Origin of the sequence: Xanthomonas arboricola (genome assembly GCF_003353015.1) — a bacterium.
GTDB lineage: Bacteria > Pseudomonadota > Gammaproteobacteria > Xanthomonadales > Xanthomonadaceae > Xanthomonas > Xanthomonas arboricola_E.
This window is the reverse complement of record NZ_QREM01000009.1, coordinates 435,614-454,926: the sequence shown is the minus strand read 5'-3', so window position 1 is coordinate 454,926 and position 19,313 is coordinate 435,614. Positions and strand designations below refer to the sequence as shown.

The 19,313-nt window shown below is 67.1% G+C and carries 17 protein-coding genes; 13 read left to right on the top strand and 4 right to left on the bottom strand.

Features of this window, described 5'->3' with window-relative positions; all coding sequences use genetic code 11:
* The 3 genes from C0541_RS12595 to C0541_RS12585 all read left to right on the top strand — a co-directional run bounded on the left by C0541_RS12595 (window position 1) and on the right by C0541_RS12585 (window position 3,576).
* Window positions 1-1,698 (top strand): ABC transporter ATP-binding protein, encoded by a 1,698-nt coding sequence (locus tag C0541_RS12595; protein ID WP_115048797.1) that lies wholly within the window; start codon window positions 1-3, stop codon window positions 1,696-1,698.
* A gap of 315 nt (window positions 1,699-2,013) precedes the next feature.
* On the top strand, window positions 2,014-3,015 hold the full coding sequence (locus C0541_RS12590) for an LLM class flavin-dependent oxidoreductase (protein WP_115048795.1): 1,002 nt from the start codon (window positions 2,014-2,016) through the stop codon (window positions 3,013-3,015).
* A 60-nt stretch (window positions 3,016-3,075) separates the two neighbouring features.
* Complete coding sequence (locus C0541_RS12585) at window positions 3,076-3,576, top strand: pyridoxamine 5'-phosphate oxidase family protein (protein ID WP_115048793.1); 501 nt, start codon at window positions 3,076-3,078, stop codon at window positions 3,574-3,576.
* Window positions 3,577-3,605: 29 nt separating this feature from the next.
* Here C0541_RS12585 and C0541_RS12580 read toward each other — a convergent pair whose 3' ends face one another.
* Both C0541_RS12580 and C0541_RS12575 read right to left on the bottom strand, forming a co-directional pair.
* The gene (locus C0541_RS12580) at window positions 3,606-4,277 is read right to left on the bottom strand and encodes an exopolysaccharide biosynthesis protein (RefSeq protein ID WP_161960041.1); all 672 of its coding nucleotides are present in this window, start codon (window positions 4,275-4,277) and stop codon (window positions 3,606-3,608) included.
* Complete coding sequence (locus tag C0541_RS12575; RefSeq protein ID WP_115048792.1) at window positions 4,261-5,601, bottom strand: hemolysin family protein; 1,341 nt, start codon at window positions 5,599-5,601, stop codon at window positions 4,261-4,263. Before C0541_RS12575 ends, C0541_RS12580 begins: the two co-directional genes overlap by 17 nt.
* A gap of 273 nt (window positions 5,602-5,874) precedes the next feature.
* Between C0541_RS12575 and C0541_RS12565 the strand changes: the two genes are divergently transcribed.
* From C0541_RS12565 to C0541_RS12555, 3 genes are all read left to right on the top strand, one after another.
* The gene (locus tag C0541_RS12565; RefSeq protein ID WP_006452783.1) at window positions 5,875-6,501 is read left to right on the top strand and encodes a DUF47 domain-containing protein; all 627 of its coding nucleotides are present in this window, start codon (window positions 5,875-5,877) and stop codon (window positions 6,499-6,501) included.
* A gap of 9 nt (window positions 6,502-6,510) precedes the next feature.
* The gene (locus tag C0541_RS12560; RefSeq protein WP_115048788.1) at window positions 6,511-7,638 is read left to right on the top strand and encodes an inorganic phosphate transporter; all 1,128 of its coding nucleotides are present in this window, start codon (window positions 6,511-6,513) and stop codon (window positions 7,636-7,638) included.
* 119 nt (window positions 7,639-7,757) lie between these two features.
* Window positions 7,758-8,519, top strand: a complete 762-nt coding sequence (locus C0541_RS12555) for a YdcF family protein (RefSeq protein ID WP_115048786.1) — start codon at window positions 7,758-7,760, stop codon at window positions 8,517-8,519.
* A gap of 248 nt (window positions 8,520-8,767) precedes the next feature.
* Here C0541_RS12555 and C0541_RS12550 read toward each other — a convergent pair whose 3' ends face one another.
* A complete protein-coding gene (locus tag C0541_RS12550) occupies window positions 8,768-10,270 on the bottom strand; it encodes a S10 family peptidase (RefSeq protein WP_115050292.1) in 1,503 nt (500 codons plus the stop codon).
* Between the two features lie 372 nt (window positions 10,271-10,642).
* Entirely contained in the window at window positions 10,643-12,532 is a 1,890-nt protein-coding gene (gene parE / locus C0541_RS12545) for a DNA topoisomerase IV subunit B (RefSeq protein ID WP_115048784.1), read from the bottom strand.
* A gap of 162 nt (window positions 12,533-12,694) precedes the next feature.
* Between parE and C0541_RS12540 the strand changes: the two genes are divergently transcribed.
* The 7 genes from C0541_RS12540 (at window position 12,695) to ispF (ending at window position 19,182) form a co-directional block, all read left to right on the top strand.
* Window positions 12,695-12,943, top strand: coding sequence for a hypothetical protein (locus C0541_RS12540; RefSeq protein WP_161960040.1), 249 nt, complete (start codon window positions 12,695-12,697; stop codon window positions 12,941-12,943).
* Window positions 12,944-13,116: 173 nt separating this feature from the next.
* Window positions 13,117-14,781: a CTP synthase gene (locus C0541_RS12535; RefSeq protein WP_104582881.1), complete on the top strand. Its 1,665-nt coding sequence runs from the start codon at window positions 13,117-13,119 to the stop codon at window positions 14,779-14,781.
* 203 nt (window positions 14,782-14,984) lie between these two features.
* A complete protein-coding gene (gene kdsA / locus C0541_RS12530) occupies window positions 14,985-15,818 on the top strand; it encodes a 3-deoxy-8-phosphooctulonate synthase (protein ID WP_115048782.1) in 834 nt (277 codons plus the stop codon).
* 289 nt (window positions 15,819-16,107) lie between these two features.
* Entirely contained in the window at window positions 16,108-17,400 is a 1,293-nt protein-coding gene (gene eno / locus C0541_RS12525) for a phosphopyruvate hydratase (protein WP_104582883.1), read from the top strand.
* Window positions 17,401-17,403: 3 nt separating this feature from the next.
* Entirely contained in the window at window positions 17,404-17,760 is a 357-nt protein-coding gene (gene ftsB / locus C0541_RS12520; protein WP_115048780.1) for a cell division protein FtsB, read from the top strand.
* Window positions 17,757-18,545: a 2-C-methyl-D-erythritol 4-phosphate cytidylyltransferase gene (ispD, locus tag C0541_RS12515; RefSeq protein ID WP_115048778.1), complete on the top strand. Its 789-nt coding sequence runs from the start codon at window positions 17,757-17,759 to the stop codon at window positions 18,543-18,545. The genes ftsB and ispD overlap by 4 nt, the downstream gene beginning before the upstream one ends.
* Before the next feature lie 145 nt (window positions 18,546-18,690).
* Complete coding sequence (gene ispF / locus C0541_RS12510; RefSeq protein ID WP_115048776.1) at window positions 18,691-19,182, top strand: 2-C-methyl-D-erythritol 2,4-cyclodiphosphate synthase; 492 nt, start codon at window positions 18,691-18,693, stop codon at window positions 19,180-19,182.
* Window positions 19,183-19,313 lie beyond the last annotated feature (131 nt).

Below are 19,313 nucleotides of genomic sequence, written 5' to 3'. Positions count from 1 at the left end.
GTGCGTGCGGCGTGGCGCGATTTCGTCGGCACGCTGGTGCCGGCGGATGTGCCGACCATCGCGCTCCATGTCGGCTTGTCGCTGCTTGCCGCGCTGGCCGGCAGCGTGGCCGCGGTCAGCCTGGTGCCGCTGGTGCAGCCCGGGCACGCCGTTCGGCTGGCCGGCTACGCGCTCGCGTTGCCGCAGGGCCTGGCGATGCAGGTGGCGCTGTTCGCCGGTATCAGCCTGGTGTTTGCCGCCCTGCGCTGGCACAGCGCACGGCTGGCCGCGCGCCTGACCAGCCGCTACGCGATCGGGCTGCGCCAGCGTGTACATGCCGCCTTGATCGATGCGCCGCTGCCGGCACTGTCCGGTGCCAGCTCGGCGGAAATCGCCAATGTGCTCACCTACAACATCGAGATCGCCACCCAGGGCTTCAGTGCGGCCCTGCAGCTGCTGGTGGCCGGCCTGACCGCGCTGGTGAGCCTGTGCATCGCGGTCCTGATCGCGCCTGCGTTGCTGATGGCGGCGCCGCTGCTGCTGGCGCTGGCGTGGCTGGGCCTGCACATCTCCGGCAGCGACACCCAGGCGCGCATCAGCCGCGATTATGTCGCCGACATGACGCAGCTGTTCTGGTTGAGCGAAGACTTCCCGCGCCGCCTGCGGCATGTGCGCTCGTTCCAGCGCCAGGCGCTGGAAGCCCGCCATTACGCGCGCATCTCCGCACGGCTGGGGCAGGGCTATGCGCAGCAGCAGGCGCTGGTGGCGGGCAGCCGGCTGCTGCTCGAAGTCACCGCGGTGGCGGCGATCGCCGGCATCCTGGTGCTGGCCAATCTGTGGCAGGGCGCAGACCGCGCTGCGCTGATCACCGTCAGCCTGCTGCTCGGGCGCCTGTTGCCGTATCTGGTCAGCACCCGCCAGAGCGTGCAGCAACTGCGGTCGGCCTGGCCGGCGTTGCAGTTGTGGCGGCGCTACGTGGCGCTGGGCACACCGCGTCCGCACACGTCGGCCGCGCCCGCAGCACCGCTGCCTGCAGCCGTGCATCTGGAGCACATCGGCCTGGCGCCGCCATTGCCCAGGCTGGATCTGGAGCCGATGCTGCTGCTGCCGGGCGAGCTGACCCTGGTCGTCGGACCCTCCGGCATCGGCAAGAGCAGCCTGATGGACGTGCTTTCGGGGCAGACGCCGCCGGCGCAGTTCACCGCGCACATGGCCGGGCGCCGGCTGGATTTCGCCGCGTATCGCGCCCTGGTACGGCATGGCGCCTACCTTGGCCAGGGCGTGCGGCCGTGGCAGCGCACGGTGCGCGCATGCCTGGACTGGGCGTTGCCGGGCATCCCCGAGGCACGCATGTGGGAGGTCCTGGCCGACGTCGGCTTGAGCGCACGCCTGCAACGCGACGGGCAGGGCCTGGACACGGTCATCCATGGCCAGGACGGGCGTCTGTCCGGCGGCGAAGCGCAGCGCCTGCTGCTGGCGCAGGTGCTGTTGCGCAAGCCGACCCTGGCGGTGCTGGACGAAGCCACCAGCGCGCTGGATGCAGAGGCCGAACAGCAGGTGTTGTGCGTGCTGCGGCAGCGCCTGCCGCAGACCGTGCTGGTGGTGGTCTCGCATCGCACCAGCCTGGCCGCGGTGGCCGATCGCACGGTGACGCTGGGCGTTGCGCCTGCGGCGCAGGCCGCCGACCGGGTCGCTGCCGTGGCCCGCTCGGGCGCGTAACACCCGCTAGCTGCGCCACGTCGGCGGCCGACGCCGGCGACACGCTGTTCCAGCGCCCGCTTGCGCGTGCGCGGACCGAACCGCGCACCTGCGCCGTTGCGCCGGTGACGGCGCGCGCCACGGCACCGAGGGCCGCATGGCGCCGGCCGGCGAGGGGACAACCACCTGCACTGCGGCCAAGGGTGGCAGATCGCGCAGGCACCCGTTGTTCGACCACTGGAATGCTGTAATCCCCCCCAGCGCTGCCTGGACCGGTGGCAAAGCCGCCTGGCCAGCCCCATCTCTTGCACATCATTCATTCCCCGGAGTCATCCGATGACGCCCATTTCCGTGCTCGACCTGGCGCCGGTCTGCGAAGGCAGCGACACCACCCACGCCTTCGCCAACATGCTCGATCTGGCCCAGCACGCCGAGCGCTGGGGCTACCAGCGTTACTGGCTGGCCGAGCACCACAACATGCCGGGCATCGCCAGCGCCGCCACCGCGGTGCTGATCGGCCACGTCGCCGGCGGCACCAGGACCATCCGCGTCGGCGCCGGCGGCATCATGCTGCCCAACCATGCGCCGCTGCAGGTGGCCGAACAGTTCGGCACGCTGGCCTCGCTGTATCCGCAGCGCATCGACCTGGGCCTGGGCCGCGCGCCTGGCACCGACCAGCCGACCGCGCGTGCCTTGCGCCGTTACTTCGACAGTGCCGATCACTTCCCGCAGGACGTGGCCGAGCTGCTGCGCTACTTCGCCCCGGCCGTGCCGGGGCAACTGGTGCAGGCGGTGCCGGGCGCCGGGCTCGACGTGCCGGTATGGCTGCTGGGCTCCAGCCTGTTCAGTGCGCGGCTGGCCGCGGCGATGGGCCTGTCGTTCGCGTTCGCCTCGCACTTCGCGCCCGATGCGATGGACGAGGCGGTGGCGATCTACCGCCGCGAGTTCCGCCCGTCCGCGCAGTTGGCCAAGCCGCACGTGATGCTGGCCCTGAACGTGGTGGCTGCGGAGACCCAAGCGCAGGCACGTCGCCTGTTCACCACCCAGCAGCAGAGTTTCGTCAACCTGCGGCGCGGCAAGCCGGGCAAGATTCCGGCGCCGATCGACGACATCGACAGCTTCTGGCAGCCGCACGAACGGGCCGGCGTGGAGCGGGCACTGGCCTGTACGGTGCTGGGCGATGCCGAGCAGATCGCGCAGGGCGTGGCCGAGTTCATCGAGCGCCACACGCCCGACGAGCTGCTGTTCACCGCCAACATCTACGACCATGCCGCGCGTTTGCGCTCGTTCGAAATCGCCGCAGCGGCCTGCCGCGAGCTGGACGTGACCCCTGCGTGATTCACGTCGCTTTGCGCGGCGATCCGCTCAGATGCATGCACCTCCATCGGGAACACCAGCATGCAATTTCAGGAACGCAGCGAGAGCATCAGGCAGTTGGCGGAATTGATCCGCGGCGTGGACATCGCGATGTTCACCACCGTGTCGGCCGACGGCAAACTGGTGAGCCGGCCGTTGGGCACGCAGGAAGTCGAATTCGATGGCGACCTGTGGTTCGCCACCGCCGCCGACAGCCCGAAGGTGGCCGAAATCGCCGCCGACCCGCGTGTCAACGTGGCCTATGCCTCGGCCTCGAAAAACAGCTACGTGTCGGTCGCCGGCACCGCACGCGTGGTCGATGACCGCGCCAAGATCGAGCAGCTGTGGTCGCCGGCGATGAAGGTGTTCTTCCCCGGCGGCAAGGACGACCCGAACCTGCGCCTGATCCACGTGCGCGCCGAATCGGCCGAGTATTGGGACGGCCCGAGCGGACTGCTGGGCAAGGCGCTGTACTTCGTGATGGCGGCCGTGACCGACGATACCGGCAGCCTGTCGGACAACCGTGTGGTCGATCTGAAGTAATCGCGCTCCGCGACCGCCGGTCGTCGCGCTCAGCGCCAGGCAGCCGGCCACCAGCCGCGGATCAGTTCCAGCAACTGGTCCGAGGTGATGCCGAACACCGCCACCGAGATCAGCGCAGCGGCCCAGCCCACCAGCAGCAACGCGCCGTCGCGTTCGAGCAGCGCCAGCGCAAACAGCAGCAGGATCAGCCCGAAGAGGTAGTTGGTGAACGGGATCGGCAACGTCAGCAGGACGCCGACCAGCACCAGCAGCACGCCGGTGACCATCTGCGCCGGAATCCGGTCCAGCATGCCGTGCAGGCGTGGCTTGAGCAGCCGGTCCAGGCGTTGCAGCGTCGGCGCAAGCCGCGCGACAAAGCGCTGGCTGGTGCTGCGGCGCGGCCCGCGCTCGCCGATGAAACGCGGCACCCAGGGCTTGCGCAGGCAGCACAGCATCTGCAGCCCGATCAGCACCGTCAGCGGGCCGCTGATGCCGCCGGCCACGCCGGGAATGGGAATGAACGAGGGCAGGATCGCCAGGAACAGGAACACGCCGAACGCGCTCTGCTGCAGGTCGGCCAGGATCTCCCGCACCCGCAGCACCTGCGACGGATCGCCCTCGCTGAAGGCCGCCAGCAGGCTGCGGATGCCTTCGTTGCGATAGCGCATCTGCTCGCCGTCGGCCGCATCCGGCGGCGGTGCGCCGTTATCCGACGATGTCATCGCTGCCCTCGTCGCCGATGCGGCTCAGCAGCAGCTTGTCCACGCGCGCGCCGTCCAGGTCGACGATCTCGATGCGCCAGCCGGCCCAGTCGAAGAATTCGCCTGCCTGCGGAATGCGCCCGAAGTAGTAGATGCACAGCCCGGCGAGCGTGTGATAGTCGCCTTCGTCGGCTTCCGGCAGTTCGGCGCCCAGCACTTCGCGCAGTTCCTCCACCGGCAGCGACCCGTCGATCAGCAGCGAGCCATCGGCGCGCGTGACCACCAGCGCATCCTCGTCGGTGTTTTCCACCGCCTGCAGACGGCCGACCACCGCGCCCATCAGGTCGCTGATGGTCACCAAGCCACGGATCTCGCCGTACTCGTCCACCACCAGCGCCATCGACTGCTGCTCTTCGCGGAAGATCTCCAGCAGCTTCATCGCATGCGTGGATTCGGACACGAACAAGGTGTCGCGCAGCGCCTGGAACAGGTGCGCGCCATGTCCATCCATGCGCGTGACCAGCGATTTGACCTCCAGCACGCCGGCGATGTCCTGGTCGCTGCCGCGGTAGACCGGGTAGCGCGAGAACTCGTGCTCGCGCATCACCAGCAGGTTGCGTTCCGGCTCGGCGTTGGCATCCAGCCAGGCGATGCGGTTGCGCGGGGTCATCAGGCTGTCGGCGGTGCGGTCGCCCAGCCGCATCACGCGGTTCATCATGTCGCGCTCGTGCGCATCGATCACGCCGGCCTCGTGGCTTTCGGCCACCAGCATGCGGATCTCTTCTTCGGTCACCGATGCCGATTCGTCCTTGCCCATGCCGAGCATGCGCAGCACCAGCCGGGTCGAGCGCGCCAGCACCCACACCCCGGGCGCGGCAATCTTGGCCAGCCAGGCCATCGGCACCGCCACCACCCCGGCGATGTCCTCGGAGTTGCGCAGCGCCAGCCGCTTGGGCACCAGTTCGCCGAAGATCAGCGTCAGGAAGGTGATCAGCGCCACCGCCAGCGTGCTGCCGATCACCACCGAATACGGGCGCGGCTTGCCGACCAGTTCGAACGAGGCCGACAGTGCCGGGAACAGCCCCTGCAGCCAGCTGCTGATGGCCTCGCCGATCGCCTCGCCACCGAACACGCCGGTCAGGATGCCGATCAGGGTGATGCCGATCTGCACCGTGGACAGGAAGTTTTCCGGGCTTTCGGCCAGTGCCAGCGCGCGTGCGGCGCGTTTGCTGGAGCCGGCCATCTGCTTCAGCCGGCTCTTGCGCGAGGTCATCAGCGACATTTCCGACATCGCGAAGAAGCCGTTCAACAGGATCAGCGCGATGACGATCAGAAACTCAACCACGGGCGTCTTCCCCGGTCAGTGAAGGGGAGGGCGGGCGAGCACTGGGTTGGCCGGCGCGTACGAGGACGGGGCGGCAACGGGGGAATATAGGGTCGTCTTCCATAGGGTGCACCCGAGGGCGCGGCGACATGTTAGCAAACCACAGGGTGGTTCGAGCCAGGAAATGCCGATGTGAAGGCCGCCGCGCTGCCGAGATACCCAGACAGGTCATGGAACGGTCATAATTCGCGCTTGGCGTCCGTCTCTCCCTCGACGGCAGGAAGTTCTCCCCCCATGTTCTCGTTGCAGACCATCTTCGGTTCCGGCAAGCAGTTCTATGCGCTCCTGAACGAAGCGGCGCAGGCCGCCTACGACAGCACCAAGGCCTTGCACGCCATGATGCGCACGTCCGACCGCCAACCCGCGCTGGACGCCTTCAAGCTGGCCCGCCTGCGCGAACGCGCCGCCTCCGACAAGATCGGCCAGGCGCTGGTGGACAGCTTCATGACCCCGATCGAGCGCGAGGACATCGAAGCGCTGGGGTCGGCGCTGTACAAGATCCCCAAGCAGGTCGAGAAGTTCGCCGACCGCTACTCGCTGGCCACCAAGCACCTGGAGCACATCGACTTCGCCCCGCGCGCAGCGATGCTGGAACAGGCCGCCGCGGTGGTGGTGGAGATGGTGACCGACCTGCCGCAGATGAACATCGATCGCATGACCGCGCTCAACGACAAGCTGCGCATGCTGGAAAACGAAGCCGACCGGCTGATGCTCGAGCTGTACCGCGACATCTATTCCGGCCGCCTGGACACGCTGCAGATGTTCCTGCTCAAGGAATTCTTCGAGATCCTGGAAAAGGCCATCGACCGTTGCCGCGAGGCCGGGGTGGTGGTGTACCAGATCGTATTGAAGAACAGCTGAGGTCGCCGCGTGCTTACCCTAGTCCTGGTGGTGATCCTGGCGGCGTTGGTGTTCGAGTTCATCAACGGCTTCCACGACACCGCCAACTCCATCGCCACCGTGGTCGCCACCAAGGTGCTGTCGCCGGGTTGGGCGGTGATGCTGGCCGCCGGCATGAACCTGATCGGCGCGCTCACCGGCACCGCGGTGGCGTTGACGATCGCCTCCGGGCTGCTCAACACCAACGTGGTCGAGGTCACCCCGCAGGTGATCCTGTGCGCGTTGCTGGGCGGCATCATCTGGAACCTGATCACCTGGTGGAAGGGCCTGCCGTCGTCGTCCTCGCACGCGCTGATCGGCGGGCTGTGCGGCGCCGGCCTGGCCGCCGCGCACAACAACTGGAACGCGTTGATCTGGTCGGAGAACATCGGCAACTGGGCCAAGAACAAGGGCCTGTTGTGGAAGGTGTTCGTGCCGATGATCACCTCGCCGATCGCCGGCTTCCTGCTCGGCATCGTGGTGATGCTGCTGCTGTGGGCGATCATCGCCGGCATGGCCAGGCTGGGTGGGCCGATCGGGCGGCTGGCGCGTCCGCGCTGGGTCAACGCCTTCTTCGGCAAGGCGCAGATCGCCTCGGCCGCCTACATGGGCTATGCCCACGGCCATAACGACGCGCAGAAGACCATGGGCATCATCGCCATGACCCTGATCGGCGCGCAGTCGGCCGGTGCACTGGACGACCTGCCGGGCTGGCTGTCGTTCCTGCATCCGGGCACCGGGCTGGCCGCAGGCGCCGGCATTCCGATGTGGATCGTGCTGACCTGTGCGGTGGTGATGGCCGCCGGCACCGCCTCCGGCGGCTGGAAGATCATCAAGACGCTGGGCCACAAGATGGTCAAGCTGCATCCCATCCACGGCTTTGCCGCGGAGACCAGCTCGGCGACCGTGCTGACCGTGGCCGCGCACTTCGGCATGCCGGTGTCGACCACGCACAGCATTTCCACCGCGATCATGGGCGTGGGCTTTGCCAAGAATCCGCGCTCGCTGCGGCTGGGCGTGATCGAGCGCATCGTCTGGGCCTGGATTCTGACCATCCCGGCCGCCGGCGGCGTGGCGTATGTGATTCTGCGTTGCTTCGAATGGTTCGGCTGGACCTGAGCGATGTCGCGCGCTCGTCACCTCGGTCGGCGAGCATGCGCGCCGACTGCAGGGTGTCCTGCTACAGCGCATCCGGTTCGACTCTGATATCCCCACGTCCTGCCTGAGGAAACGCGCCGATGATGCTTGCGCTGGTGTGCGTGCTGTTGCTGCTGTCCTGGTTGATCGGCCGCCGGCGCTGGCGGCGTAGTGCGCGTGCACTGGCGGCGGGCACGCTGGCCCTGCTGCTGCTGGTCGGCTGCGGCCCGCTGGCGAGCTGGATGCTGCACGGGTTGCAGCAGGCCGGCGTCAACGACTTCAACGACTGGCGCGCGCGCAACATGATCGTGCTGCTGGGCGCAGGGACGGTGCGGCCGGATGGCCCCGACGCCACCGCCGAGGCCAACATGTTCGCCTACGGCCGCATCGTCGAGTCGGCGCGGCTGTACCGGCAGTGCCGCGCGCATGGCGGCGACTGCAGGATCGAGATCAGCGGCGGCGACGCGCGCGGGCTGGGCCTGTCCGAGGCGGTGGTGTATCGAAAGGTACTGATCGGGCTGGGCATCGATCAGGCCGACCTGATCATGGAGCCGTCCAGCATGAATACCTGGCAGAACGCGCAGTTCAGCCAGCCGTTGCTGCGCCAGTACCGCCCCGACCGGGTCGTGCTGGTGTCCTCGGCCACGCATCTGCGGCGCGCCGAGCTGTATTTCCGCCATTTCGGCATCGACGCCACGCCGGTACGCTCGGACTGGTTGACCGCGTCGTGGGCATGGCTGCCGCAGAGCTACAACTTCACCGTGGCCGATGTCGCCCTGCACGAGTATCTGGGCATTGCGCGGTATCGGGTGTACGAGTGGCTGGGGTGGAATGTGGAGGCTGTTCGGGCCGGGGCGTTGTGAATGGGGAATCGGGAATCGGGGATGGTGATTCGGGATTCGGGATTCGTAGCAGCTGGTGCGCTTCCTGATATGTGCGGCTGATGTGAGTCAGCGGCGCCTGGTGCCACGTCGGATTGACGGTGCAATGCGTGTGCGCGGCGGTCGGGAAGGTGATTGCGCTGCTTGGTGGTGTCGCGGCTAGTTGCGCATTGTCTTGCGGCTGGCTTGATGCATCGCCCGCCGCGTGTGCGGCCGGCGATGGTGGGGGCTCAGCGGGTTTCGTACAGCGCCCTGACGTCGTTGCGGAACGCGGACTGGCTGTCGGGGCGGTTGTAGAACATGTGGCCGCCGGGATATTCGCGGACCTGCACGCGTTTGGGGTCGCTGCCCATCGCCGGCATCTGGTCCACCGTCAGCACCGAGCCCATGAACGGGCAGGAGAGATCGTTCCAGCCATGCGCGATCAGCACGCGCAGCTTGGGGTCGATCGCCACCGACTGGCGCAGCTGGGTGACCGCGCCCTTGCGCAGTTCGTCGTCCCAGTCCCAGAGCTTGTTGACGTCGTAATTGAGCGCCTGATAGCGCGCATCGACCTTCCAGCCGACCACGCGGGTGACGAAGTCCACCATCGCGGTGGTGGTCGGCGCGATGATGCTGTCCAGCAGCGGATCGTTGGCGCGCTGCTCCGGATCGTTGGGGAAGGGATCGAACGCGGTGACGTTGGAGTCGTAGCGGCTGCCCAGCTCGCCCTTGTCGCGGAACACCTCGCGCAGGTACGCCTGGGTTTCCAGGCGCCCGCCGGAGCGGCGTACATAGGCCGGATCCAGCCCGGTCATGCGGGTGACCTGTTGCAGCATCGCCTCGCTGGCCTGCGGGTCGGTGCGGCCCTTCATCAGCGCCACCGCGTAGTCGCCGCGGGTGTAGTCGATTACCTGGCGCATCGCCGTGTCGCTGAGCTGGCCCTGGCGCTCCAGGTGCGCGGCGGCGATCGAGGGCAGCGTCATCATCCACGCCAGCGGCGAGACATCGCTGTTGTCGTCCAGGGTCGGGTTGAGATACGGCGACACCAGCACCACGCCGTTCATCGCCACGCCGAGGCGGGTCTGCAGGTACTGGGTGATGCGCGGGCCGCGGAAGCCGCCGTAACTTTCGCCGACCAGGTATTTGCGCGCCTGCAGGCGGCGGTTCTTGAGCAGCCAGTCGTAGACCACGCGCGAGAGATATTCCACATCGGCCTGCGGGTTGTAGAACTGCTTCTTGGCCTCGTCGTCGCCGACCAGGGCACGGCTGAAGCCGGTGCCGACCGGGTCGATGAACACCAGGTCGGTGAAGTCCAGCCAGGTGCCCGGATTGTCGCGCAGTGCCGCCGGTGCCGACGCGCTGTCGCCTTCGGCGCCGAACCCGACCACCTTGGGCCCGATCGCACCCATGTTCAGATACACCGACGACGCGCCGGGTCCGCCATTCAACGCGAAGGTCACCGGGCGGTCCTTGCCATCGACCGTGTAGGCGGTGAACACCACCTCGCCGGTGGTCCTGCCCTGCGCGTCGCGCACCGGCAGCGTGCCGACGGTTGCGGTGTAACTCAGCGAGCGCCCGGCCACGCGCGTGCTTTGCCGCACGCTGGCATCGGCCGGCAACGGCGCGGGTTTGGCCGCCGCCGCATCGGGTGTGGTGTCGGCTTTTGCATCGGTCTTGGCGGGCGCATCGGCCAGCGCCGTCCCGCTGAGCAGGACGCAGGCCAGCAGGCTGGCGCGGAGAAAAAAGGGCATGAGCATCGGAGGTTCGGCAGGGGAGCGACGATGCTAGGCGCCCGATGGCGCCCGATGGATGTGCACAAAGGCACATGTGTCGCGTCGGCCGACGCCGCATGCCTGGCTTGGCGCCGTCTGTGCCGCGGCAGGCAGCCGTCTGACCCAGAGGGTGAGGCTTGGGCAGTCCGCTGAAATCCGCGTCGACTCAAAAGAAAGCCGATCACACTTCCTTCTCCGCTCGGGAGAAGGTGCCCGCCGGGGCGGAGGAGGGTACGGGGCGCAGCCTCAGGCGGTTACCTACCCGGTGGCTTTGCACGTACCCTCACCCCAACCCCTCTCCCGACGGGAGAGGGGCTTGACCTTAGGGCCTTAACGCTTTTCCAAAGGTTCTTAAACTTCCAGCGACGCCAGATCGCCCTTGGTCTCCAGCCACTGCTTGCGATCGCCGGCGCGCTTTTTCGCCAGCAGCATGTCCATCAGCGAGCGGGTCTGTTCGCCATCGTCGATGGTCAGCTGCACCAGGCGACGCGTGTCCGGATGGATGGTCGACTCGCGCAGCTGCTGCGGGTTCATCTCGCCCAGGCCCTTGAAGCGGGTGACGCTGACCTGGCCCTTGATCTTCTCGCGCGCGATCTTGTCCAGCAGCGTGGTCTTTTCCTCTTCGTCCAGCGCGTAGAACACCTGCTTGCCCACGTCCACGCGGAACAGCGGCGGCATCGCCACGAACACGTGGCCGGCGGCAACCAGCGCCGGGAAATGCTTGAGGAACAGCGCGGTCAGCAGGGTGGCGATATGCAGGCCGTCCGAGTCCGCATCGGCCAGGATCACCACCTTGCCGTAGCGCAGCCCGGTGATGTCGTCCTTGCCCGGGTCGCAGCCGATCGCAATGGCCAGGTTATGCACTTCCTCGGAGGCCAGCACGCTGCCCGACGCCACTTCCCAGGTGTTGAGGATCTTGCCGCGCAGCGGCAGGATCGCCTGGAAATCCTTGTCGCGCGCCTGCTTGGCCGAGCCGCCGGCCGAGTCGCCCTCGACCAGGAACAATTCGGTCCGCGACAGGTCCTGGCTGATGCAGTCGGCCAGCTTGCCGGGCAGGGCCGGGCCCTGGGTGACCTTCTTGCGGACGATCTGCTTTTCGGTCTTCAGCCGCGCGCTGGCACGGTCGATGGCAATCTGCGCGATCTTCTCGCCGATCTCCACGTTCTGGTTCAGATACAGGCTGAAGGCATCGTGCGCGGCGCCTTCGATGAAGCCGGCGGCCTGGCGCGAGGACAGCCGCTCCTTGGTCTGCCCGGAGAACTGCGGGTCGGTCATCTTCAGGCTGAGTACGAAGGTGACCCGGTCCCACACATCTTCCGGCGCCAGCTTGACCCCGCGCGGCAGCAGGTTGCGGAAGTCGCAGAACTCGCGCAACGCATCGGTCAGGCCAGAACGCAGGCCGTTGACGTGGGTGCCGTGCTGCGCGGTCGGAATCAGGTTGACGTAGCTTTCCTGCACCAGCTCGCCTTCCGGCACCCAGGCCGCGGCCCAGTCGACGATCTCGGTGTCCTTCTTCAGGCTGCCTGCGAACAGGTCGGCCGGCAGCAGCTCGTGCTGGGCCATCTCGCCCTTGAGGTAGTCGCGCAGGCCGTTCTCGAAGTACCAGCTGTCCTGTTCGCCGGTGGCCTCGTCATGCAGCTTGACGGTCAGGCCGGGGCACAGCACCGCCTTGGCGCGCAGCAGGTGGCGCAACGCGCGCACGTTGAACTTGGGCGTGTCGAAATATTTCGGGTCGGCCCAGAAGCGCAGCCGCGTGCCGGTGTTCTTCTTGCCGACGGTGCCCACCACTTCCAGCCTGGACGCGGCGTGGCCGTCGCGGAACTCCATGCGGTGCTCGCTGCCTTCGCGCTTGATGAACAGCTCGACCTTGGTCGACAGCGCATTGACCACGCTCACGCCCACGCCATGCAGGCCGCCGGAGAAGGTGTAGTTGCGGTTGCTGAACTTGCCGCCGGCATGCAGGCGGGTCAGGATCAGTTCCACGCCCGGAATCTTCTCTTCCGGATGCATGTCCACCGGCATGCCGCGGCCGTCGTCGGACACCTCGCAGCTGCCGTCCTTGTACAGGGTCACTTCGACCTGCCTGGCGTGGCCGGCCAGCGCCTCGTCGACCGAGTTGTCGATCACTTCCTGCGCCAGATGGTTCGGGCGCGCGGTGTCGGTATACATGCCAGGGCGGCGTTTGACCGGGTCCAGGCCCGACAGCACTTCAATATCGGCGGCGTTATAACGGGTGTTCATGCATCTCGTTGGCACGTGAAACGACGCGCAAGTGTGGGGGCTGGGCCGATTTTTTGCACGCGACCGGCGTTCAGTGCAGGGCGGGGTGCGGCTGGATACCCTGGTGTTGGATTCGGAACCAAACGTCCCCACCTGAGGATGTCACCGAACCCGGAGGACACCATGAAGTTCAAGCATATCCTGATGCTCACCCTCGGTGCTGCCGCAGTGGCCGCGCTTCCCGCCATGGCCCAGGCGGCTCCGCAGCAGACCGGGCAGGGCGCCGGCGCCAGCGCGCAGAAGGCCGACGACGCCAAGGCCAAGACCGAGGCCGAGCGCAAGGCCGAGCGCCGCGCCGCTGCTGCCGCACAGAAGCCCAAGGCCGACAGCGCCCCGCGTGAGGAAGAGGAAGAAGATAAGCCCTCACGCTGAGTCCGCCGCGAGTCGATGCGCGACACGGACGCCCCGGCCTCGGCCGGGGCGTCTGCATTTGAGCGCCAGTCGCAGCGCACCTTCCATCGCCGTGACGACATGATCGTCACGCAACCCTTGGGCATTCGCCCGTCACCCGCTAAACTATGGCTTTCCGGGAGGCTTCAAGCCCCATGACCCCCCTGATTTTTGTTACCGGCGGCGTAGTGTCCTCGCTAGGCAAGGGCATTGCCGCCGCTTCGCTTGCGTCCATCCTGGAAGCGCGTGGCCTGAAGGTCACGATGATGAAGCTGGACCCGTACATCAACGTGGACCCGGGCACGATGAGCCCGTTCCAGCATGGCGAGGTCTACGTCACCGACGACGGTGCCGAAACCGACCTGGACCTGGGCCACTACGAGCGCTACGTGCGCACGCGGCTGTCGCGCAAGAACTCGGTCACCACCGGCCGCATCTATGAGAACGTGATCCGCAAGGAGCGCCGCGGCGATTACCTGGGCGCCACCGTGCAGGTGATCCCGCATATCACCGACGAGATCCGCCGTTGCATCGACGAGGCCACCGCCGGCTTCGATGTGGCGCTGATCGAGATCGGCGGCACCGTCGGCGATATCGAGTCGCTGCCGTTCCTGGAGGCGATCCGCCAGGTGCGCACCGAGCGGGGCGCCGAGAAGGCCATGTTCATGCACCTCACCCTGGTGCCGTACATCGCCGCCGCTGGCGAGCTGAAGACCAAGCCGACCCAGCATTCGGTCAAGGAACTGCGCTCGATCGGTATCCAGCCGGACGTGCTGCTGTGCCGTTCCGAGCAGGCGGTTCCGGATTCGGAGCGCCGCAAGATCGCGTTGTTCACCAACGTCTCCGAGCGCGCAGTGATCAGTTGCCCGGATATCGACGTGCTGTACGGGATGCCGCTGGAGCTGCGTCGCCAGGGCCTGGACGAGCTGGTCATCGATCAATTCAAGCTGCGCGACAAGGTGGCTGCGCCCGACCTGTCCGAATGGGCGGCGGTGGTGGATGCGGTCAAGCATCCGCTGGACGAGGTCACCATTGCGGTGGTCGGCAAGTACGTCGACCACCAGGACGCCTACAAGTCGGTGGCCGAAGCGCTGCGTCACGGCGGACTGCGCCAGCGCACCAAGGTCAACCTGAAGTGGCTGGAAGCGCAGGACCTGGAGGGCAGCGACATGGCGGCGCTGCAGGATATCGACGGCATCCTGGTGCCGGGCGGCTTCGGCGACCGTGGCTTCGAAGGCAAGGTGCTCACCTCCAAGTACGCCCGCGAGCACAAGGTGCCGTACTTCGGCATCTGCTACGGCATGCAGGCGGCGGTGGTGGACTATGCCCGCCACGTGGCCGACCTGGACGCTGCCAACAGCACCGAGAACGATCGCCAGTCGCCGCATCCGGTGATCGGCCTGATCACCGAATGGCGCACCGCCACCGGCGAAGTGGAAAAGCGCGACGAAAAGTCCGACCTGGGCGGCACCATGCGCCTGGGCCTGCAGGAGCAGCGGCTCAAGCCGGGCACGCTGGCGCGCGAGGTCTACGGCAAGGACGTGGTCGCCGAACGCCATCGCCACCGCTACGAGTTCAACAACCGCTACCGCACCCAGCTGGAAGACGCCGGCCTGGTGATCTCCGGCAAGTCGATGGACGACACCCTGGTGGAAATGGTGGAGCTGCCGCGCGAAACGCATCCGTGGTTCCTGGCCTGCCAGGCGCATCCGGAGTTCCTCTCCACCCCGCGCGACGGGCATCCGCTGTTCATCGGCTTCGTGCGCGCCGCGCGCGAGAAGAAGGCCGGCGGGAAGTTGTTGAAGGAAGCGCGTGCCTGAGCTTCTCCTTCTCCCTGCGGGAGAAGCTGGCGCGCAGCGCCGGATGAAGGGGGCGCCGCAACGCACCGGAAGATGGCGGCCATGACGAACGCGTCGCCACACGCCAGCCAGGCAAACCATCTGGCTTCAGCAGTGCTTCGCAACCTTACCCTCACCCCAACCCCTCTCCCGGTGGGAGAGGGGCTTAATCAATAGGTGACCTGATGAAACTCTGTGACTTCGACGTCGGCCTGGACCAGCCGTTGTTCCTGATTGCCGGCCCCTGCGTGATCGAGTCGATGCAGCTGCAGCTCGACGTGGCCGGCAAGCTCAAGGAGATCACCGGCAAGCTGGGGATCAACTTCATCTTCAAGTCGAGCTTCGACAAGGCCAACCGCACCTCCGGCACCAGCTTCCGCGGCCCGGGCCTGGAAGAAGGCCTGAAGGTGCTGGAAGCGGTGAAACAGCAGATCGGCGTGCCGGTGCTGACCGATGTGCACGAATACACCCCGATGAACGAGGTCGCCGCCGTCGTCGATGTGCTGCAGACCCCGGCCTTCCTGGTGCGCCAGACCGACTTCATCAAGAACGTCTGCGCCGCCGGCAAGCCGGTCAACATCAAGAAGGGCCAGTTCCTGTCGCCATGGGACATGAAGCCGGTGGTGGACAAGGCCAAGTCGACCGGCAACACGCAGATCATGGTGTGCGAACGTGGCGCCTCGTTCGGCTACAACAACCTGGTCAGCGACATGCGCTCGCTGAGCGTGATGCGCGACACCGGTTGCCCGGTGGTGTTCGATGCCACCCATTCGGTGCAGCTGCCGGGCGGGCAGGGCAGCAGTTCCGGCGGCCAGCGCGAATTCGTGCCGGTGCTGGCGCGCGCGGCGGTGGCGGTGGGCATTTCCGGCCTGTTTGCCGAAACCCATCCGGACCCGTCCAAGGCCTTGTCGGACGGCCCCAACGCCTGGCCGCTGGACAAGATGGAAGCCCTGCTGGAGACACTGCTGGCGCTGGATTCCATCACCAAGCGTCACGGCTTTCTCGAACAAGGCGTCTGACCAGCCCACGCAGTGGAGCGCGCGGCCGCTGCTGCGCGCTCCGGGCGCTGCAGGTGCGGATATGGTGCACCGGTGTTTGCAAAGCGGCGCCGCGTGCGGCAGCTGCGGCGGCTGACAGGGCTGCACTGCGCAGTCCGTACTGGCGGCCATGCGCAGCTTCCGGCGTGCTGACCGGTCGCCATCGCGGCGGCTGCGCGAATCACGCCATTTGGCAAGCCGCAGTCCTGCGGCGATAATCCGGCAGCTTGTTTCCGGTGTCCTTCCCCCTTTACTGGTAACCGATCGACCTATGACCACTATCGCCAAGATCCTCGCCCGCGAAATCCTCGACTCCCGCGGCAATCCCACGCTGGAGGCCGAAGTCACGCTGGACGACGGCTCGTTCGGCCGCGCCGCCGTGCCTTCGGGCGCCTCGACCGGCACCAAGGAAGCGGTGGAACTGCGCGATGGCGACAAGACCCGTTACCTGGGCAAGGGCGTGTTGCACGCGGTGCAGAACGTCAACGGCACCATCGCCGAGACGCTGAAGGGCTTCGATGCCGCCGACCAGCAGGGCCTGGACCGCCGCCTGATCGACCTGGACGGCACCGAGAACAAGGGCCGCCTGGGCGCGAACGCGCTGCTGGGGGTTTCGCTGGCCGCCGCGCATGCCGTGGCCGCCTCGCGCAAGCAGCCGCTGTGGCAGTACCTGTCCACCATCACCGAATCGGACGTGGCGCTGCCGGTGCCGATGATGAACATCATCAACGGCGGCGCGCATGCCGACAACAACGTCGACTTCCAGGAGTTCATGGTGCTGCCGGTCGGTTGCAGCTCGTTCTCCGAAGCGCTGCGTGCCGGTACCGAAATCTTCCACGCGCTCAAGTCGGTGCTCAAGGGCCACGGCCTGAGCACGGCGGTCGGCGACGAAGGCGGCTTTGCGCCGGACTTCCGCAGCAATGTCGAAGCGCTGGACACCATTCTTGAAGCGATCGGCAAGGCCGGCTACACCGCCGGCGAAGACGTGCTGCTGGGCCTGGACGTGGCCTCCAGCGAGTTCTACGACAACGGCAAGTACAACCTGGTCGGCGAGAACAAGCGCCTGACCAGCGAGCAGTTCGTCGACTTCCTGGCCGACTGGGTGGCGCAGTACCCGATCATCAGCATCGAAGACGGCCTGGCCGAGGACGACTGGGCCGGCTGGAAGCTGCTCACCGACCGCGTCGGCAAGAAGGTACAGCTGGTCGGCGACGACCTGTTCGTCACCAATCCGAAGATCTTCAAGCAGGGCATCGACTCGGGCACCGCCAACGCGATCCTGATCAAGGTCAACCAGATCGGCACGCTGACCGAAACGCTGGAAGCGATCGCCATGGCGCATGCGGCCAACTATGCCTCGATCGTCTCGCACCGTTCGGGCGAAACCGAAGACACCACCATCGCCGACATCGCCGTGGCCACCACTGCCACCCAGATCAAGACCGGCTCGCTGTGCCGCAGCGATCGTGTGGCCAAGTACAACCAGTTGCTGCGCATCGAGCAGGCGCTGGGCTCCGGCGCACGTTACGCCGGCCGCGACGCGTTCGTTTCGATCAAGCGATAAGCCGTGCGCAACTGGCGCTGGCTACTGCTGGTGCTGGCGGTGCTGCTGGCTTGGCTGCAGTACCGCTTCTGGTTCGGGCCTGGGAATTCCGGTGAAGTCATGATGCTGGAAGCCCAGGTCGCGCATCAGACACAGGACAACGAAGGTCTGCGCCAACGCAACCAGGCGTTGGCAGCAGAGGTGAAGGATTTGAAGGACGGCGAGGCGGCAATCGAGGAACGCGCGCGCAGCGAGCTGGGCATGATCAAACCGGGCGAGACGTTCTATCGCGTGGTCGAGGATGCACCGCCGTTGCCGCCCGCGGTGGGCGCGCCGTCGGCCGCACCCGTCGAGCCCGACGCGCCGGCGGAACAGCCATGACCGGTGCGATCTGGGCTGGCTCCATTTGGGCGATCGTGCCGGCCGCCGGGCGCGGCACGCGCTTTGGCGGGCAGACCCCCAAACAATATCTGCACGCTGCCGGGCAACCGCTGATGGCCTACACGCTGGCGGCGCTTGCCGCGCATCCGGTGGTGGCGGGCATCGTGGTGGCCATCGCGCCCGATGATGCGGACTGGCCAGGCTGGACGTCGGTGCAGGGCAAGCCGGTGCTGACCTGCGTCGGCGGCGGGACACGTGCGGCATCGGTGCTGGCCGGATTGCTGGCCTTGCCCGAGAGCGTGCGCGCCGACGACTTTGTGCTGGTGCACGACGCCGCACGGCCCAATCTCGCCCTGGCCGACCTGGAGCGCCTGCTGGAAATCGGCCGCGGCGATCCGGTCGGCGCGATCCTGGCTGCACCGGTGCGCGACACCCTCAAGCGTGCCGGCGACGATGGCGGCATCGATGCCACCGAGCCGCGCGAGCGGCTGTGGCGTGCGCTGACCCCGCAGCTGTTTCGCCGTCATCAACTGATCCGCGGCCTGACCGAAGCATCGGCTGCCGGGGTGGACGTGACCGACGAGGCGATGGCGATGGAGCGGCTGGGATTGCGCCCGTTGCTGGTGGAAGGTGCCGAAGACAACTTCAAGGTGACCACGCCGACGGATCTGGCGCGCTTCGAATTCGAGCTCGCACGCCGCGGCGTGGCGGTGGACGCCGAATTGGTGGCCACACGCAACGATGCGGTATGTGCCCAGACCAATCACGACGTCACCACGTTTTAGGGCAGCTGTCGAACGATGGCGAGGCCGGTTTGCGCAACTGGCTTTCCAGCCACTCTTGCACAGCGGTTTCCATGCAACGGGCATGCCGACCTGAACGACTGCGTGGCCGCTGTTGTCGGGCATTCTCACTCACCACGGATTTTCCATGTCTTTCAACTTTCGAATCGGTCAGGGCTACGACGTGCATGCGTTCGGTGCGGGCGACCATGTGATGCTGGGCGGCGTGCGCGTCGCGCACAGCCATGGCGTGCTTGCGCACAGCGATGGCGACGTGGTGTTGCATGCGCTGTGCGATGCGATGCTGGGCGCGCTGGCGCTGGGCGATATCGGCCAGCACTTTCCGCCGTCCGATGCGCGCTGGAAGGATGCCGACAGCGCGCAGTTCCTGCAGCATTGCGATCACTTGCTGCGCGAGCGTGGCTGGCGTGTCGGCAATGCCGATGTCACCGTGATCTGCGAGCGTCCCAAGATCGGCCCGCATGCGCTGGCCATGCGCGAACGCATTGCCGGCCTGCTGGCGATCGAGCTCGATGCCGTCAGCGTCAAGGCCACCACCAGCGAAAAACTCGGCTTCACCGGCCGCAGCGAGGGTATCGCGGCGCAGGCGACGGTATTGCTTGGCAGGATCGCTGCCTGACGGCGGCAAGCAGGACGCCTGCGCTCAGCGCCGGTTGGCGCGGACGGTGCCAGGCACTGCGACCATTGCGGATGTGCAGCGGTTGCGGGCGCAACGTCCACCCGGATCTGTCCCCGCCGGCCAGGTTTGCC